Origin of the sequence: Aliiroseovarius crassostreae, from assembly GCF_049803815.1 — a bacterium.
Taxonomy (GTDB): Bacteria; Pseudomonadota; Alphaproteobacteria; order Rhodobacterales; family Rhodobacteraceae; genus Aliiroseovarius; species Aliiroseovarius crassostreae_A.
Genome location: NZ_JBNAGI010000003.1, coordinates 50816 through 67620, shown reverse-complemented (window position 1 = coordinate 67620; position 16805 = coordinate 50816). Strand labels below are relative to the sequence as shown.

The window sequence follows — 16805 nt, the reverse complement described above, 5'->3', positions numbered from 1 at the left end:
GTCAATTTTAATGACACATGTGTTAATTGCGTGCGCAAGGGTGGGGCGACGGGTCCGCATCCGCTCTCACAGCGGGTCCGCGTCTGCCTTTGCGGCGCGATTGGCACACGGCAACCGGCGGGGCCGCCTCGCCAGAAGGGACCCACATGTCCAAAGATCCATTGCTGCAACCCTTTCAGCTGAAACACCTGACGCTGAAAAACCGGATCATGACCACCAGCCATGAACCGGCCTATCCCGAAGACGGGATGCCCAAGGAACGCTATGCCGCCTATCACGCGGAACGGGCCAGGGCCGGGGTTGCGCTCGCGATGACCGCCGGATCGGCCGCCGTGTCAAAGGACAGCCCGCCGGTCTTTAACAATATCCTCGCCTACAAGGACGAGGTGGTGCCGTGGATCCAGAACCTCACCGATGCCTGCCACGACCATGGCTGCGCGGTGATGATTCAGCTGACCCATCTGGGGCGGCGCACCCATTGGGCCAAGGGCGATTGGCTGCCCGCCGTATCGTCGACCAAACACCGCGAACCCGCCCACCGTGCCTTCCCAAAACTGGCCGAAGATTGGGATATCGACCGGATCATCACCGATTTCGCAGATGCTGCTGAGCGGATGAAAGCGGGCGGCATGGATGGGGTTGAGGTCATGACCCACGGCCACCTGCTCGATCAGTTCATCTCGCCCCTCTCAAACGATCTGGACGGCCCATATGGGCGCAAATCCCTCGAAAACCGCCTGCGCCTGACCAATGACATCATCGCCGCCGTGCGCCAGCGGGTTGGCGAAGATTTCATCGTCGGCGTGCGCTTTGCACCGGATGAGGCACAAGCCGGTGGCATTGACGAAGACATGGGGTTGGAGATCGCCCGCCTTTTCGAAGCCAACGGCCATGTGGACTACCTCAATGTCAACCGTGGTCGCATCCATACCGACCCGGCGATGACCGATATGATCCCGGTGCAGGGGATGAAAAACGCCCCGCATCTGGACTTCGCAGGCCGGGTCAAGGCGGCGGTTACCTTGCCGGTGTTCCATGCGTCAAAAATCCCCGATGTGGCCACCGCCCGCCATGCCATCGCCTCGGGCCAACTGGATATGGTGGGCATGACCCGCGCCCATATGGCCGACCCCCACGTGGTGCGCAAAATCATCGAAGGCCGCGAAGAGGACATTCGCCCCTGTGTTGGCGCCACCTATTGCCTCGACCGGATTTATGGCGCGGGCGAAGCGCTGTGCATTCACAACCCCGCCACCGGGCGCGAGCTGACCATGCCGCATGATATCCCCCCGGCGGACGAGAAAAAGCGCGTGGTGATCATCGGCGCCGGTCCCGGTGGTCTGGAAGCGGCACGGGTCGCGGCCGAGCGCGGTCATGAGGTGATTGTGTTCGAAGCCCAACCCGACCCCGGCGGGCAGCTCCGCCTGGCGGCCCTGTCACCCCGTCGACGCGAGATGATTTCGATCATCGACTGGCGCATGGCGCAATGTGCGGCGCGGGATGTGGAGTTTCGCTTCAACACCTGGGCCGAGGCCGAAGATGTGCGGGCGCTGGATCCCGACGTGGTGATCGTCGCCACCGGCGGCCTGCCAAACACCGAGCTGTTCGAAGCAGGCGAGGCACAGCATGTGGTCACCGCATGGGATGTGATCGCGGGCGATGTGAAACCCGCAGACCACGTTCTGATCTATGATGAAAGCGGCGATCACCCGGCGCTGCAGGCCGCTGAAATCGCCGCAGAATCTGGTGCGAAGGTCGAGGTGATGACCCCCGATCGCACCTTTGCCCCGGACGTGATGGCAATGAACCTCGTGCCCTATATGCGCGCGCTGCAGGACAAGGATGTGACCTTCACGGTCGCCCGCCGCCTGTTGGACGTGGCCAAGTCCGGCAACCGGCTGATCGCGACCATTGGCACCGATTACTCCGATCACACCCGCACGGCGGACTATGATCAGGTGGTGGTGAACTATGGCACATTGCCGATGGATGACCTCTATTTCGCCCTGCGCGAGGACAGCACCAACCTTGGTGCGGTGGATCATGATGCGCTGATCGAGGGGCGCCCCCAGACGATCACCCGCAACCCGGATGGGCAGTTTCAGCTCTTCCGCATCGGTGACGCCGTGTCCGCCCGCAACACCCATGCGGCGATCTATGACGCGCTGCGCCTGGTAAAGGACATCTGACCCCATGCGGCGAACCCAAGTGGGAAAAGGCGGCGCACCGCAACTCCCTCTGGTTTCAGCGCAGGAAGGGTGCTAATCCCTGTGCCGATGAATTGACTGCTGAATAGACTGCAAGAGGCGAGAAAACATGCCAGCTTACCGTTCCAGAACGTCGACCCATGGGCGCAACATGGCCGGGGCCCGCGGATTGTGGCGCGCCACCGGGATGAAGGATGACGATTTCGGCAAGCCGATCATCGCCATCGTGAACAGCTTTACCCAATTTGTGCCGGGCCACGTGCACCTGAAGGATCTGGGCCAGATGGTCGCGCGCGAGGTCGAGGCCGCTGGCGGTGTCGCCAAGGAATTCAATACCATCGCCGTGGATGATGGCATCGCAATGGGCCATGACGGGATGCTCTATTCCCTGCCGTCGCGCGAGGTGATCGCGGACAGCGTGGAATATATGGTCAACGCCCATTGTGCCGACGCCATGGTCTGTATCTCGAACTGCGACAAGATCACCCCCGGTATGCTGATGGCCGCGATGCGCCTGAACATCCCGGTGATCTTTGTGTCCGGCGGTCCGATGGAAGCGGGCAAGATCGACATTGCAGACCTCGACATGAACAAGATCGACCTTGTCGACGCGATGGTGGCTGCGGCCGATGACAAATTCACCGACGAGCAGGTCCAGCATATCGAAGAAAACGCCTGCCCGACCTGTGGGTCGTGTTCGGGTATGTTCACCGCCAACTCGATGAACTGTCTGGCCGAGGCGCTGGGCCTCGCGCTGCCGGGCAATGGATCAACCCTTGCCACCCACGCGGACCGCAAAGGCCTGTTCCTTGAGGCCGGTCGCAAGATCGTCGAGATCACCAAGCGTCACTATCAGGACGAAGAAAAAGGCCTGCTGCCGCGCGAAATTGCCACCTTTGAAGCGTTCGAAAACGCCATGTCGCTCGACATTGCCATGGGCGGGTCCACCAATACGGTTCTGCACCTTCTGGCCATCGCGCACGAAGGCGAGGTCAACTTCGACATGACCGACATGGACCGCCTGTCGCGCAAAGTGCCCTGCCTGTGCAAGGTCGCGCCGAACATCCACAATGTCCACATGGAAGACGTGCACCGCGCCGGGGGCATCTTCTCGATCCTTGGCGAACTCAGCCGTGCGGGTCTTTTGCACAATGACGTGCCGACCGTGCATTCCTCCACCATGGGCGAAGCCATTGCCAAATGGGACATCAAGGTCGCCAACAACCCCGAGGCCGAGAGCCTGTTCAAAGCCGCCCCCGGCGGTGTGCGCACCACGCAGGCGTTTTCACAGGCGAACCGGTTCAAGGAGCTCGACACCGACCGCGAAGGTGGCGTGATCCGCTCGGCGGACCATGCGTTCTCGAAAGACGGCGGTCTGGCGGTTCTGTTCGGCAATATCGCGCTGGATGGATGCATCGTGAAAACCGCGGGCGTGGATGAAAGCATCCTGACCTTTACCGGCACTGCGCATGTCTGCGAAAGCCAGGACGCCGCCGTGAACGACATTCTGACCGGCAAGGTCAAGGAAGGCGACGTGGTGGTGATCCGCTACGAAGGGCCGCGCGGTGGGCCGGGGATGCAGGAAATGCTCTACCCAACCAGCTACCTGAAATCGAAGGGCCTGGGCAAAGCCTGCGCGCTTCTGACGGATGGCCGCTTTTCGGGTGGCACCTCGGGTCTGTCGATCGGCCACGCCTCGCCGGAAGCCGCTGAAGGTGGCGCCATCGGGCTTGTGCGGGACGGGGATAAGATTGAGATCGACATCCCGAACCGTTCGATCAACCTCGCCATCTCGGACGCGGAACTGGCCGAGCGTCGCAAGGAACAGGACGCGAAAGGCTGGAAACCCGCTGAACCGCGCAAGCGCAAAGTATCGAAGGCGCTCAAGGCCTACGCGATGCTCGCGTCCTCTGCCGCCAAAGGTGCGGTGCGCGTGATCGACTGATCAAACTTACGACCAAAAACACGCAAGGGTGGGGAAAATTCTCCGCCCTTTTTCTTGTTATAAATATCCCACGGGGGTCTGGGGGTGTGAAACCCCCAGCCTTTTTTTTTTTTTTTTTAATTCGGGGGGGGGGGGGGGGGGGCCCCCCCCCCCCCCCCCCTGACGTCAACCACTATGCCGGTCCGTTACGCGCTCCGCCGCCGGTACAAAGTGTTGGACATCCGGCCCCCCCGATCATCCCCCCTGCTCGCAAATCCGGTAGCCAGTCGACCTTTTTATCACGTCAAGATGCAGGTGGTTTTCATGGGCCGCATTTGACCCCGGCCCAAGCACCGTTGTGAAATCAAGGCAGGCCGAGGCGCGCACGGCATCCTGAAACGCCTCGGCCATCGTGCCGTCGGCTTCGCGCGGTTCAATCGGGATGGCGGCACCGGTTTCAAACGTAAAGCCCATGACGTCAAACCCGCTGCCAAGGGCGTGTTGCGACAGTTTTCGATCCGAGGTGCCGTTGCGGGCGCGGCAGACATAGCCAGATCCGTTTTGAATGGCGACCAATGCGCCGCGGTCCTCAAGGCGGCGCGCCGCAGGCAACACAAAATCCCGTGTCCAACGCGCCAGAGACCGGACCGCATCGCAACGCAGCGTGGCCGCTGGCGTGATCGCAACACCAGTTGTGATTTTGTCTACCACAAGGGGCCGCAGAATACCGCAATCGGGATTGTCATCTGAGGTGATCGGGTCGCCCTCGCGATAGCTCACGCCGAGGGCGTCGAGGTCGGCCAGACATGCCGTGTAATCGGCTTCTGCAAGGGCCGTTACCTTCCATTGGGGCGGCGTGTCTGAGGTATCTGAGTCGGGTTGCGCGTCCGATCCCGGCTCAATCTCGGTCTTTGCCTCATCGCCTGTTGCGGCATCAGCGACAGGGCTGCGTTCAGACGGAGAACGCTCCGCCCCGCTTCCTTTCCCTTCAGCATCCGTTTGGCTCGCTGGGGCAGGTTCCGGAACAGTCGCCGGTCTGGGAACGGGGATCGGCGAGCGGTCCAGATCATCCGCGTTGGCCAGACCCGGCGTAAGGATCAGCAAAAGGACACGCGCGCACCTCATTCGACAAAGGCCACCACTGTGCCTTCGGACACCATATCCGCCAGTTCCATCGCATCCCAGTTCGAGAACCGTACGCAGCCGTGGCTGGCGTTGACGAAAAGCTTCGCGGGCTCCGGTGTGCCGTGCAGCCCATATGTGGGTTCCGACAGGTCGATCCAGACTGACCCCACCGGTCCGTTCGGCCCCGGTGGCAAGGTCAGCTTTTCCTTCACGCCATCGGCTTCGAAATTGAGCTCCGGGTTGTAGCTGTAGGTCGGGTCATATGCCACGGCCGTCACTTCCACATTGCCCTGCGGCGAGGGGGTCTCCTCCGATCCGATCGCCACGGGATAGTCGGAAATCACGCGGCCCTCTGCATCGAATGCCAGCGCGCGCTGGTCGGCTTTGCGGATCTCGATCCGTGCCACCTCTCCGCTGGAAGCGGCGCCCGGATCCGTGACCTTGATCGTGGTCCCCCGTTCGAACGTGCTGTCAGGGTTCAGGGCCTTCAGGAAATCTTCATCCATGTGGAATTTCTCGGCAATGGCCTCGGTCACGCGGGTATAGCCCAGATGATCCATCTCGGCTTTTTCGGCCACATTGTTCGGGATCGCATCGACGAGGCCCTCAAAATCTGCTTCGGCGATGGTATAGTCTTTCACCGCCCCGCAGTGTCGAACTGTTCCAGCGCGGCCCAGACCTCTGCGTCCAGCACACCATCCACCGATAGGCCTGCCCGGCTTTCAAAGCCGCGAATGGCGCTTTCGCTCATCCCGCCTTTGTAGCCGTCGATCACACCCGGGGAAATTCCCGCCCGGTTGAGAAGGACCTGAAGCTTGACCGTCAACGCGGATTGCCCGTCGGGCAGGGGGGCGCCGTCAAACTGCGCGGCGTTGATTGTTTCCGCAGACAGCGGGGGCTGGGGGCTTGGCGGGTTTTCCTCGGCAGGGCTGTTGGCGGCGTCGGTCTCCTCGATCATCGTCTCGGTCGCCTCTGCTCTCTCCTGCAGCTCGGAAGACGGCTCATTTGATGCGGATGATTGCGCCTGATTGGATTGGGCCAAAGCGGGTAGGGCCGGCAGGGCCGTGGCCATGGCGAGACAGGTGATCAGCTTACGCATAGTGGAAACCTCGAAGATTATTTCGAAGTCAACGCTTGAAAGGCCCAATCGGTTGCAACATGGTGTGTTTTTTTAATTTCCCAATGCCCCACCATGGCGCGGAACAGGACCAGCGCCCGTCGATCAGACCTCGCGCGAACGAGCGGATCAAGGTTTGCAACGCCGGGGCCTGGACGTCTGGCGCACTCGCCATCAGCAACAAAAATGGGCGGCGCTGACCGCCGCCCTGTATTCTTAGACCTGTGTTCTTAAATATCGCCCTCGCTCACTCGTCAGGCCGGAAATTCGGCGCGCGTTTCTCGACAAAGGCGGCCATGCCTTCTTTCTGCGCATGGGTCGCGAAAAGCGAGTGGAACACACGGCGTTCCCACAACAGACCTTCATTGAGCGAGAGTTCCTCGGCGCGGTGCACCGCCTCGCGTGCGATCTGCGCGACGGGTTTGGCGTAACCGGCAATGGTCGCCGCCTCTGCCATCACATGCTCCATAATCTCCGCATCGGGAAGAACCTGCGCCACCAGCCCGCACTCCAGCGCCTCGGCCGCATCCATCATCCGGCCGGTCAGGTGCAGTTGCATCGACTTGGCGCGACCGATCAGTTTGGTCATGCGCTGGGTGCCACCGATCCCGGCAATCACGCCCAGTTTGATTTCGGGCTGGCCAAACTTCGCGGTGTCGCTGGCGATGATATAGTCACACATCATGGCCAGTTCGCACCCGCCGCCCAGGGCAAAGCCGCGCACGGCGGCAATTTTGGGCGTGCGGAACTTGGCAAAGATTTCCCACTCGGCAAAGAAATCCATCTCGGCCATCTCGTCATAGCTCTTGTCCGACATTTCCTTGATGTCCGCCCCCGCCGCAAAGGCCTTTTCGCTGCCGGTCAGCACAAAACACCCGACGCTGGGATCGCGATCCAGCGGGGCCAGCTCTTCGATGATTTCGCGCGCCAGGGCCGAGTTCAGAGCGTTCAGTTGTTTGGGACGGTTCAGGGTGACCAGAACCACACGGCCTTCGCGGGTGATGGTGATGTTTTCAGGCATATTCGTCTCTGTCTTCAGGGGTCAGTCGTCAAGAAAGGTCGAGATCAGCGGGCCGACCTCGTTGCGTTTGGTGAACATCAACAGATGCCCCGCCGAATAGATCTGCAGCGTGGCATCCGGGATCATATTGGCCAGTAGCAACTGGTTGGTGATCGGGATCAGCCCGTCATATTTCCCGGCAATGATCAGGGTGGGCTTATCAATGGATCGCAGCCACGGCAGGCTGGTCCAGTTGCACATGGCGCGGACCTGCGTGAAATACCCTTCCGGGCTGGGCGCAATGGCGTGGCGTGAATATTCACGGAAGATTTCCGGATGCAAGATCGCCTCGCCGCCATACATCCAGGGACCGATGAAATTGCCATAGGTCTTGTTCAGGAAGCGCAGCGGGAACATGATTTCCGACAGGGCAATCGGCGTGCCCCACCAACTGCCGATCCCACCTGCGGATGTGATTGCCAGCACCAGATGGCCAATGCGATCGGGGGCCACATGGGTCATCTGCTGCGCCAACGCACCACCCCATGAAATGCCCAGAAGATCGACCTTGTCGATCTCCAGCGCGTTGAGCACCTCAAAGGTGAAGCGGGCATAATCCTGGATTACGGCAATATCCTCGCGCATTTCCGACCGACCCACGCCGGGCATGTCGATGGCGATCAGGGTGCGGGGGCCAAGCTGTTCCATGATCGGCAGCAGCACCTCAATCGACTGCCCCAACCCGTTGCAGATCAAGAGCGGCGGCAGGGATGGATCACCGTCGCGCCGGAAATAGCGCACCCGTGCGCCATCCAGACGCAAGAAATGGAAACACGCGGTATCGGGCGCCGCCATGTGCGCGCCCTCTGGCATATCTTTCATCCCTTACACCTTTTCCAACACATAGGTGCCCGGTGCCGGGGCAAGGGGTTTGTGGGTTCTGTTGCCCCGTTTGGCGGGGGCTTTCACCTTGGTCGAGGGGTTCTGATCCTCGATCCAGGCCAGCCAATGTGGCCACCAGCTGCCGTCGGTCAGCGTGGCCGACCCTTGCCAGTTTTCGGCCGTTTCCGCCGTATCCCCATCCGCCCAGAACTTGCGTCGCGTCTTGGCCGGGTGGTTGATCACGGTGCCGGACACGTGCCCACCGGTGGTCAGCACAAACTCGGTCTCGCCCGACACCAGATCGGTCGCGGTGTAGGACGATGTCCATGGCACGATGTGATCGCCATCAGCGGCCAGGAAATAACACGGCACATCAATGTTGCGCGTGTCCACCGGTCGGCCACACAGCGTCAGCGCACCGGGTTCGCGCAGCTTGTTCTTCATGTACATCTCTTCGATGAAGAATTTGTACCAATTGGCCGGCAGGTTCGACGTGTCGGCGTTCCAGTAAAGCACGTCAAACGGCGCGGGGGATTTGCCCAGCAGATAGTTCGACACGACGAAATTCCAGATCGACTCGTTCACATGCAGCATCGCCATCGCGTTCGCAATGTCCCGCCCGGGGGCCACATTTTCCGTCCCCAGGCGCTGTTTATAAACTTCGTTCTGGGCTTCGTCGATAAAGACCCCAATCTGGCCCGGATCGGAAAAATCAATCAAGGACGACAGGAAGGTCGCGGTGCCCAGCTTGGCTTTCAGATCCTCTGGCAACACGGCCAAAGCGGCGATCAGCATCGTGCCGCCATTGCACCAGCCCATCATGTCCACATTGTCGGATTTGCTGATCTCGGCGGTCACGCGCAGGGCCTCAAAAATCCCGTCACCGACGTAATCATCCCAGCTTCGATCACCCATCTCGCGGCTGGGGTTGCGCCAGGACATCATGAAGACGCTTTGCCCCTGTTCCAGCAAATAGCGCATCATCGATTTCTTTTCATTCAGGTCGAAGATGTAAAACTTGTTCACGCAGGGTGGCACCACCAAAATGGGATTCTTGCGGATCTGCGGCGTCATCGGATCGTATTGAATAAGCTCGATGATATCATTGCGGAACACCACCTGACCGGGCGTGGTGGCCAGGTTCTTGCCCACTTCGAACGCCTCTTCATCCGTGGTCGAGATATAGCCCTTTTGCAGATCCTCCATCAGGTTCTGCATCCCGTCTTTCAGGCTTTCCCCCCCGGTGTCCTGCGCCAGTTTCAGCGCCTCGGGGTTGGTCAGCAGAAAGTTCGAGGGCGCCATGTTGTCGGCGGCCACACGGGTGTAAAAGCTCAGCTTCTCTTGCTGGTCCTCGGGCAGCCCTGCCTCATCGGCCATATCCGCCATCGCTTTGGCGGTGATCTCATAGGACTGACGCAGCAGCGGGAAAATGCCTTCGTTCCAGGCCTCGCCCTTGAACCGGTGGTCGCGCGACGGTTCCGCCTCGCCCCCCTTCTGTGCGGCCTGCATCCAGGCCTGCGCCATATCGTTTTGATATTTCAGCCAGGTGTTGGTCCATTTCGCAAAGGGCGAATTTTCCGTCTGATACATCGCCTCCAGGGTCTTGAAAAAATCCTTGGTCATGGTGGCACCTTTCCTGTTCGCACGGCAGTTGCTTGGTGGTTACATGGATTTTGCAGCGAATTGCTTCAAGAGTTTTGCAAGAATGTGTTTTTGCGACGAAAGGGCGCGGAAATCGCCAGAAAACATGCGATTTCCGCTGAAATGACCTTTGTCAGGGGCGCGTCAGGCCGCGATGCGGGGCCGGCCCGAGGCCTCTGCCGTGACCTCCGCATCCAAAAACACTTCGCGCCCGTCGATGGTGGCGGTCTGGATGTTGCGCTGGGCCGTGACCTGAATACCTTCGGCCCCGGCCTGTTGTGCCTCACGCGCCACCAGATCGCGCAGCACAGCTTCCAGACGCTTCAACGCGTCCTCCGCCGTGGTGAAATCCTCAGGCCCCGCCTCCAGATGCACCCGGAACTTGCCTTCGGATGGGCAAGTGATGGTGCCGCTGTGGCGGATGGTGATCCGTCCCACAACCGCACCTATGGCATTGGCCACATGGGCGTGGGGCGGCAGCTCCATGTCACAGTGCAGCCGCGCACCCACCGCCGGGTAATAGGTGGGCGCCGAGGCCCCCAGCCCGATCACCGGCAGGTTCAGCCCCGCATCCAGCTTGATCAACCCGCGATGTCCATCAAGGCCGCGCTGCATCAGCAAGTGCCGCGCCAGCTCCTCGACCGGCAGATCAAACCCCTCCGCCTCATGGGCAAACCCGGCCTCAAGCAGCGCCAATGCAGTCTGGTGGGTCAGTTGGTCGACAATCATCTGCGCCATCTCGGTCGCATTCTGTGCAAGCACCTTGCCCGCGCCGGTGCGTTGCCGCGCGGCCAGCTCCAACACCATCCGCGCCGCGTCCCGATCCCAGGCATCGGCGTGCCCCAACACATGGCTGGCATCCGAGGGCGTCACGCCCGAGATCTGCACCAACCCCCGTTCGATCAGCCGTTTCAACGCGCTCAGTTCCAGACGCGAGGACAGGATGTCACCCAGCGGGTGGATCTGATCGCCGATCCGATCCAGAAGCGTTTCTTCGCGTGGCTTCAACCCGCCGCGATGCACGCCCGTGACCGCGCGCACAAAGCGGGCGAAATGTTCGTCATTATAGGTGCTGCGCAGTTTCGCCTCGAGGGTTTCATGCACAATATCAGGGGCTTCCGTGGCGATCAGCGACACCGGCAGCACCCGGCGCGGGCCAAGGGTGACGCCGCCTGTCAGGCCCTGCGACCGAAAATGCACCTCGCTGTCACCACCCAACCCGGTGGTGCGCATCGCCACCGCTTCGACCATGGTACGATAGGGACCGACCCGCGCCCCTTCCGGGTCAATTGCCGGGCGCCCGTCGCGCAACACCGCGACATCGGTGGTGGTGCCGCCAATGTCACTGACCAACGCGTCCGTGGCCCCCGTCATCCAGCGCGCGCCCACGATGCTGGCGGCCGGACCGCTGAGGATGGTTTCAATCGGGCGTTCCAGCGCAAATTCTGACGAGATCAGCGCCCCATCGCCGCGCACCACCATCAGGGGCGCATCCACGCCCAACTCCTGCAACCGGGCGTGGGCGCGGGTGATCAACCGGGTGATCATGCCAATCAGCCGCGCGTTCAGAACCGCGGTCAGCGCGCGTTTTGGCCCGTTCAGCTTGGCACTCAGATGGTGCGAACAACTGACCGGTTTGCCGCAAACCTCGTGAATGATCTCAGACACCCGCCGTTCATGGGCGGTGTTGCGGGTGGCAAATTGCGCGCCCACGGCAAAACCCGACAGATCATTCGCATGGGTCGACAGCCAGGTGCGCAGCGCATCTTCATCCAAGGGCGCGGCCTCATTGCCCGCATGGTCATGACCACCAGTCAGGATCACATAAGGATCATCGCCCAGCGCATCGGCCAAGCCGTGACGCTGCATGTCCTTTTCGACAAAGCCGATCAGGATCAACCCAACCCGTTCACCTTGCCCTTCGATCAGGGCGTTGGTGGCCAATGTGGTCGAGAGCGACGCCAAAGTGACCTCGCCCGGATCCACCTGGGCCTCGTGCAACACGGCCTCAACCGCGCGTCCCACACCGACCGCCAGATCATGGCGTGTGGTCAGGGATTTCGCGGCGGCAATCACCGTCGTTTCATCCCGGATCAGCACCGCATCCGTATAGGTGCCGCCCGTGTCCACTCCCAGTGATAGCGCCATGATACCCTCCTGTTTCGCCAAACCGCCATATCAGGCGTGGCCGGGAATTGTCAGACCATTTTCGACGTGATGACGTCGCTTTTTGCCCCCTCTGTTTCAATGCCACAGTCGATCCCTTCTATTTCAAGAACCACAACGTCGCCGCCGTGAAACCGCGAACCTGACTTGGGTGGTTCCGATACGTCCCGTGATTGACTAGTCTGTCGTGCAGGACCGCGCGAAACTTAGCCAGGAGACCACAATGACCAAAGACGTGCCCATCATTGCCGCCAAAACCCCTGAAAAAGTGACTTTGGAGAAGGGGAAAGACTACTTCTGGTGCCGATGCGGGCGCTCACAGTCACAGCCGTTTTGCGATGGGTCTCACGCCGGGACGGGTCTAAAACCCTTGAAGTTTACAGCCGAGAAAGACGGCGACGCGGCGTTGTGTCGGTGTAAATCCACCGCAAACGGTCCATTCTGTGATGGCTCACACACGCGCCTGGGTGATCTTGCGGTGGGGGATGCCGCGCCGGCGCCCAAATCCGACCCCCAGCAGGCAACGCCGACCGCGGAGGAACCCACTGTCGCCCGCATCCACGCCCTGGCCAAAGATGGGCTGAGCAAGCTTGGCCACCACGGAGAAATGGGGGCAATGGGTGTGCCCCGCAAAGACCTGCCGCATTGGGACGATATCCAAATTCTGCCCGCACAGATGGCCCGGAAACCGCTGCTTGACGAGGCACCTGTTGCCACCGGCGTCACCATTGGCCCGCGCGCGGCGAAGCCCCTGCATCTCGACATTCCACTTTTCGTTTCTGACATGAGCTTTGGGGCGTTGTCTGAAGAAGCCAAAACGGCCTTGTCGCGCGGGGCGCAGATGGCCGGGACGGGGATCTGCTCTGGCGAAGGCGGTATGCTGCCCGAGGAGCAAGCCGAAAATGACCGCTATTTCTATGAACTTGCCTCGGCGCGGTTCGGTTGGGATCTGGAGCATGTCACAAAGGTGCAGGCTTTCCATTTCAAAGGTGGCCAGGGGGCCAAGACCGGCACCGGCGGACATCTGCCCGGCGACAAGGTCCAGGGCAAGATCGCCGAGGTGCGCGGGTTGCAGCCGGGGCAACCTGCGATCTCGCCTGCCACCTTCCCGGAGCTGCACACGCCTGCCGATTTCAAGCGCATCGCGGACCAGGTGCGCGACCGCTCTGGCGGTATCCCCATTGGTTTCAAGCTTTCCGCGAACCATATCGAAGACGACATCGACTTCGCGCTTGAGGCCAGCGCCGATTACATCATCCTTGATGGACGAGGGGGCGGTACGGGGGCGGCTCCGCTGATCTTCCGCGACCATATCTCGGTTCCAACAATTCCCGCACTGGCCCGCGCCCGCGCGCATCTTGATGCCAAGACGGGCCGTGAGGTGACGCTGGTGATCACCGGTGGCCTGCGTGTGGCCGAAGATTTCGCCAAGGCGATGGCGCTTGGCGCGGATGCGGTGGCGGTGAGCAATTCGGCGATGCAGGCGGTGGGCTGTATCGCGGCGCGCATGTGTCATTCCAACAACTGCCCTGTTGGCGTGGCGACGCAAAAGCCGGAACTGCGCAAACGTCTGGATGTCCAGGTCGGCGCTGAAAAGCTCGCGCGCTTTTTCGGAGCGAGTGTTGAACTGATGCAGGTTCTTGCCCGCGCCTGTGGTCATGACAGCCTGTCTGGATTTACGCCACGAGACATCACCACATGGAAGCGAGAGATCGCGGATCTGAGCGGCATCCGCTTTGCTGGCGTTCGCTAACGCACACCCACTGTGCGTCGGCAGCTCTGGTCGAGCGGCGCGCGCCTCCCCACCTCTTCCCGGAAAGGAGACGATCGATGCTCGACATTCACACCATTCGTCAGGACGAAATGCCACTTGAGATGCGGTTCCTTCTGGAGAAATATCCCCGGGACAGCTGGGAGGCGCACCCCGGCTTTCAGGAAAAGACCAAACATTGGCTGGGCGCCCACCAAATGTTTCGTCGCGTGGCCGAACGTGTCCGGCTGGATGCCGAAACGCTGCTGGATCGAAACATCGCGCTCGAGGATTACGCTGCGCGTTTGTCCTTTTACGGTGGCAATCTGGTTGGAAATCTGCATGGCCATCACGGCTGGGAAGACCACAGTTACTTTCCGGAACTCTCGGCCGCTGACCCACGTTTTGATGCGGGTCTTGAGGTGCTGGAACAAGACCATGCCGATCTGGACAAGGTGCTGGATGACTTCACAAGAACGGCCAACCGGCTGATCAAACTGTCTGTGCTGGATGCGGCACAAGCCCATGACGAGGCCGGACAGGTTCATCAGACCGCCGCAACAATAGAGGCATTCCTGAAACGTCATCTAAGCGATGAGGAGGACCTGGCGGTGCCGATCATTTTGCATCACCGGCTGAGAGGATAACAGCATGACAGACCGATCAACCGAAGAAGACCAAACCGCCATCAAAGAACGCCGCGCACGAGGTGAATTCGTGCGCGGCAAAAGCGGGTTTCGCCACGCCATCGGGGATCCTGATTTCCCTGCCGAGTCAGGTCGTTATCACCTGTTCGTGGCCCTCAATTGCCCGTGGTGCCACCGCGTGACCCTGGCGCGCAACGTGCTGGGTCTGCAAGATAGCATCACGATGGATGTGGCCTTTCCCAACCGCACCGAAGATGGCGATCCGGAAGGGCCGAACCTATGGGAATTTGCACCGGATCGCATTGCAAGCCTGACCGGTGAGCCATTGCCGGAATGCACCCTTGAAACCGGCACAGGCAAGGGGGTGCGGCTTGCTCAGGACATCTACCGTGCCGAGGGGTCTGAAGAGAAATCTGTGCCCATCCTGTATGACAAGATCGCGGGCCGCATTGTGAACAATGAAAGCGCCGAGATCATCCGAATGCTGGACGCACAGGCGGACGCGCTTGGCAGCCGTATCGCCAAGGCTGAACGAGTCCGGCTTTGCCCCAGTGACACCGCGCTTCGCAAGGAGATCCAGGATCTGAACGAACTGATTTATACCTCGATCAATAACGGTGCCTATAAGGCAGGGTTCTCTGCGGACCAGAATATTTACGGCGCTGCTTTCGACTCTTATTTCAAAGCGCTGGAGACGCTGGAGAACAGGCTGTCGGACGGCAGATCATATCTTACGGGCGCGCAGTTTACCGAGGCCGACCTTCGCCTGTTTCCAACGCTCTACCGCCATGATCCGGTCTATTATGTCAGGATGAAACTCAACGGCGCACGTATTCTGGACTATCCACACCTATGGCGCTGGCTGTGCCGTGTGTATGCCCTGCCCGGTGTCGCCGAGGCAGGATCACTGGTGCATTGTCGCCAAGGGTATTTCGGGCGCAGTTGGAACGGTGTCGTGCCGCACGGACCTCTCAAGCCAATGAGTTATCCCGAAGCCTATCACCATCCTGACCTTGCGGTGACGTAACGGGGTGTCGCCGTTGACCCGAAAACCAAGCCTTCGCGCAGAGAAAGCCAATCCCCGTTCAGGCCTGGTTATGATGCGCGATAAAGGATTTATTCTAATGGTGTTACTGGCGATCCCGGCAGGATTCGAACCTGCAACCTGCCCCTTAGGAGGGGGCTGCTCTATCCAGTTGAGCCACGGGACCGACGGTGTTCGTCTAATTGGCGTCAGCCCGCTTGTCTAGCGGCGTTTCAGCGTCTGACCCGGTTCGATTTTGGGCGCAAGTTCCACCCGCTCCCCCCCCGCCAGACCGTTGTCATTGGCGCGATCCGCGATGATTTTGGCGGCGGCGCGGCCAATTTCCAGCCGACAGGCATCCATTGTGGCCAGTTTGCGCGGCAACCCGTCCAGAAGCTCCACCCCGTTGAACCCCGCCAGCCCCACCTGACCGGGCACGTCGATGCCCTTGTCGAGACAGTAAAGCAGGCCACCCGCCCCGATCATATCGTTGGAGTAATAGAGGAAGTCGATCTCGGGCGAGCGTTCCAGCATCGCCTCGGTCATTTCACGCCCTTTGGCCAGCGCCGATCCGCCCTCGTAAAATTCGCGGTCCATGATCTCGACGCCTTCTTTGGCCAGCGCCTCGGTAAACCCTTCAAACCGTTTGCGGGCGCGGTGATCCAGCGGCATCTTGGTGCCGAGAAAGCCGATATTGCGATAGCCCGCCTTCAGGATCGCCGTGGCCATTTTTCGCCCGGCGCGGCGGTGCGAAATGCCCACGCAGGCGTCAATCGCGGGCCCGTCCGTGTCCATGATCTCCACCACCGGAATGCCCGCGGCGCGCAGCATCGCCTTGGCGTTTTCGCTGTGTTCCAGCCCGGCGATGATCACGCCTGATGGCCGCCATGACAGCATTTCATAAAGGACTTTTTCCTCGCGCTCCGGGTCATATTGGGTCACGCCAAACACCGGTTGCAGCGGCGTTTCATCCAGCACCTGATTGATACCGGTCAGCACCTCGGGGAAGACCATGTTGGACAGCGACGGGATGATCACCGCCACCAGGTTCACCCGTTGCGAGGCCAAGGCGCCCGCGATCTTGTTCGGCACGTATCCCAGCTCTTTCGCCGCGGCCAGAACCTTTTCCCGTGTCGCCTGGCTGACATCCCCGCGGTTGCGCAGCACGCGGCTGACGGTCATCTCGCTGACGCCCGAAGCTTCGGACACGTCGCGCAGGGTCAAAGGGCGGCGATTTTGGGTGGATGCGGCGGGGGTGGACGGCTGATCAGACAATACGGGCACCTCTTTCGAATTCAGTGCCTATAGTGTTAGCGCCTGAT

General features: G+C 60.9%; 13 protein-coding genes and 1 tRNA gene. 5 read left to right on the top strand and 9 right to left on the bottom strand.

The features are described 5' to 3' along the window. Nucleotides 1–146 precede the first annotated feature (146 nt). Nucleotides 147–2189, top strand: a complete 2043-nt coding sequence (locus tag ACP15V_RS09560; protein ID WP_424943460.1) for an FAD-dependent oxidoreductase — start codon at nucleotides 147–149, stop codon at nucleotides 2187–2189. A 127-nt stretch (nucleotides 2190–2316) separates the two neighbouring features. Next, the gene (gene ilvD / locus ACP15V_RS09555; RefSeq protein ID WP_424943459.1) at nucleotides 2317–4152 is read left to right on the top strand and encodes a dihydroxy-acid dehydratase; all 1836 of its coding nucleotides are present in this window, start codon (nucleotides 2317–2319) and stop codon (nucleotides 4150–4152) included. Nucleotides 4153–4386: 234 nt separating this feature from the next. On the opposite strand, the gene ACP15V_RS09550 is transcribed toward ilvD, so the two are convergent. The 7 genes from ACP15V_RS09550 to ACP15V_RS09520 all read right to left on the bottom strand — a co-directional run bounded on the left by ACP15V_RS09550 (nucleotide 4387) and on the right by ACP15V_RS09520 (nucleotide 12044). Beyond that, on the bottom strand, nucleotides 4387–5235 hold the full coding sequence (locus ACP15V_RS09550) for an extensin family protein (protein ID WP_424943458.1): 849 nt from the start codon (nucleotides 5233–5235) through the stop codon (nucleotides 4387–4389). 17 nt (nucleotides 5236–5252) lie between these two features. Further along, nucleotides 5253–5897, bottom strand: coding sequence for a L,D-transpeptidase (locus tag ACP15V_RS09545; RefSeq protein ID WP_424943457.1), 645 nt, complete (start codon nucleotides 5895–5897; stop codon nucleotides 5253–5255). Next, nucleotides 5894–6355 (bottom strand): peptidoglycan-binding domain-containing protein, encoded by a 462-nt coding sequence (locus ACP15V_RS09540; RefSeq protein WP_424943456.1) that lies wholly within the window; start codon nucleotides 6353–6355, stop codon nucleotides 5894–5896. Before ACP15V_RS09540 ends, ACP15V_RS09545 begins: the two co-directional genes overlap by 4 nt. 265 nt (nucleotides 6356–6620) lie before the next feature. Further along, nucleotides 6621–7394: an enoyl-CoA hydratase-related protein gene (locus tag ACP15V_RS09535; protein WP_424943455.1), complete on the bottom strand. Its 774-nt coding sequence runs from the start codon at nucleotides 7392–7394 to the stop codon at nucleotides 6621–6623. 21 nt (nucleotides 7395–7415) lie between these two features. Further along, nucleotides 7416–8255, bottom strand: coding sequence for an alpha/beta fold hydrolase (locus ACP15V_RS09530; RefSeq protein WP_424943454.1), 840 nt, complete (start codon nucleotides 8253–8255; stop codon nucleotides 7416–7418). 3 nt (nucleotides 8256–8258) lie between these two features. Then, complete coding sequence (locus ACP15V_RS09525) at nucleotides 8259–9878, bottom strand: PHA/PHB synthase family protein (RefSeq protein ID WP_424943453.1); 1620 nt, start codon at nucleotides 9876–9878, stop codon at nucleotides 8259–8261. A gap of 162 nt (nucleotides 9879–10040) precedes the next feature. Next, a complete protein-coding gene (locus ACP15V_RS09520) occupies nucleotides 10041–12044 on the bottom strand; it encodes a hydantoinase/oxoprolinase N-terminal domain-containing protein (protein WP_424943452.1) in 2004 nt (667 codons plus the stop codon). Between the two features lie 241 nt (nucleotides 12045–12285). On the opposite strand from ACP15V_RS09520, the gene ACP15V_RS09515 reads away from it, so the two are divergent. From ACP15V_RS09515 to ACP15V_RS09505, 3 genes are all read left to right on the top strand, one after another. Continuing rightward, on the top strand, nucleotides 12286–13815 hold the full coding sequence (locus tag ACP15V_RS09515) for a glutamate synthase-related protein (RefSeq protein WP_424943451.1): 1530 nt from the start codon (nucleotides 12286–12288) through the stop codon (nucleotides 13813–13815). 77 nt (nucleotides 13816–13892) lie between these two features. Then, a complete protein-coding gene (locus ACP15V_RS09510) occupies nucleotides 13893–14459 on the top strand; it encodes a hemerythrin domain-containing protein (RefSeq protein WP_424943450.1) in 567 nt (188 codons plus the stop codon). A 4-nt stretch (nucleotides 14460–14463) separates the two neighbouring features. Beyond that, nucleotides 14464–15486, top strand: coding sequence for a glutathione S-transferase C-terminal domain-containing protein (locus tag ACP15V_RS09505; protein WP_424943449.1), 1023 nt, complete (start codon nucleotides 14464–14466; stop codon nucleotides 15484–15486). A 107-nt stretch (nucleotides 15487–15593) separates the two neighbouring features. Here the strand turns inward: ACP15V_RS09505 and ACP15V_RS09500 are convergent. Further along, nucleotides 15594–15670, bottom strand: a tRNA-Arg gene (locus tag ACP15V_RS09500). Nucleotides 15671–15705: 35 nt separating this feature from the next. Further along, a complete protein-coding gene (locus ACP15V_RS09495; protein WP_424943448.1) occupies nucleotides 15706–16758 on the bottom strand; it encodes a LacI family DNA-binding transcriptional regulator in 1053 nt (350 codons plus the stop codon). Nucleotides 16759–16805 lie beyond the last annotated feature (47 nt).

Excerpts from the sequence above, each read along its gene's own strand:
- ACP15V_RS09560 (WP_424943460.1), top strand. The coding sequence starts at position 147 with ATGTCCAAAGATCCATTGCTGCAACCCTTTCAGCTGAAACACCTGACG.
- ilvD (WP_424943459.1), top strand. The coding sequence starts at position 2,317 with ATGCCAGCTTACCGTTCCAGAACGTCGACCCATGGGCGCAACATGGCC.
- ACP15V_RS09540 (WP_424943456.1), bottom strand. The coding sequence starts at position 6,355 with ATGCGTAAGCTGATCACCTGTCTCGCCATGGCCACGGCCCTGCCGGCC.
- ACP15V_RS09535 (WP_424943455.1), bottom strand. The coding sequence starts at position 7,394 with ATGCCTGAAAACATCACCATCACCCGCGAAGGCCGTGTGGTTCTGGTC.
- ACP15V_RS09530 (WP_424943454.1), bottom strand. The coding sequence starts at position 8,255 with ATGAAAGATATGCCAGAGGGCGCGCACATGGCGGCGCCCGATACCGCG.
- ACP15V_RS09525 (WP_424943453.1), bottom strand. The coding sequence starts at position 9,878 with ATGACCAAGGATTTTTTCAAGACCCTGGAGGCGATGTATCAGACGGAA.
- ACP15V_RS09520 (WP_424943452.1), bottom strand. The coding sequence starts at position 12,044 with ATGGCGCTATCACTGGGAGTGGACACGGGCGGCACCTATACGGATGCG.
- ACP15V_RS09515 (WP_424943451.1), top strand. The coding sequence starts at position 12,286 with ATGACCAAAGACGTGCCCATCATTGCCGCCAAAACCCCTGAAAAAGTG.
- ACP15V_RS09510 (WP_424943450.1), top strand. The coding sequence starts at position 13,893 with ATGCTCGACATTCACACCATTCGTCAGGACGAAATGCCACTTGAGATG.
- ACP15V_RS09505 (WP_424943449.1), top strand. The coding sequence starts at position 14,464 with ATGACAGACCGATCAACCGAAGAAGACCAAACCGCCATCAAAGAACGC.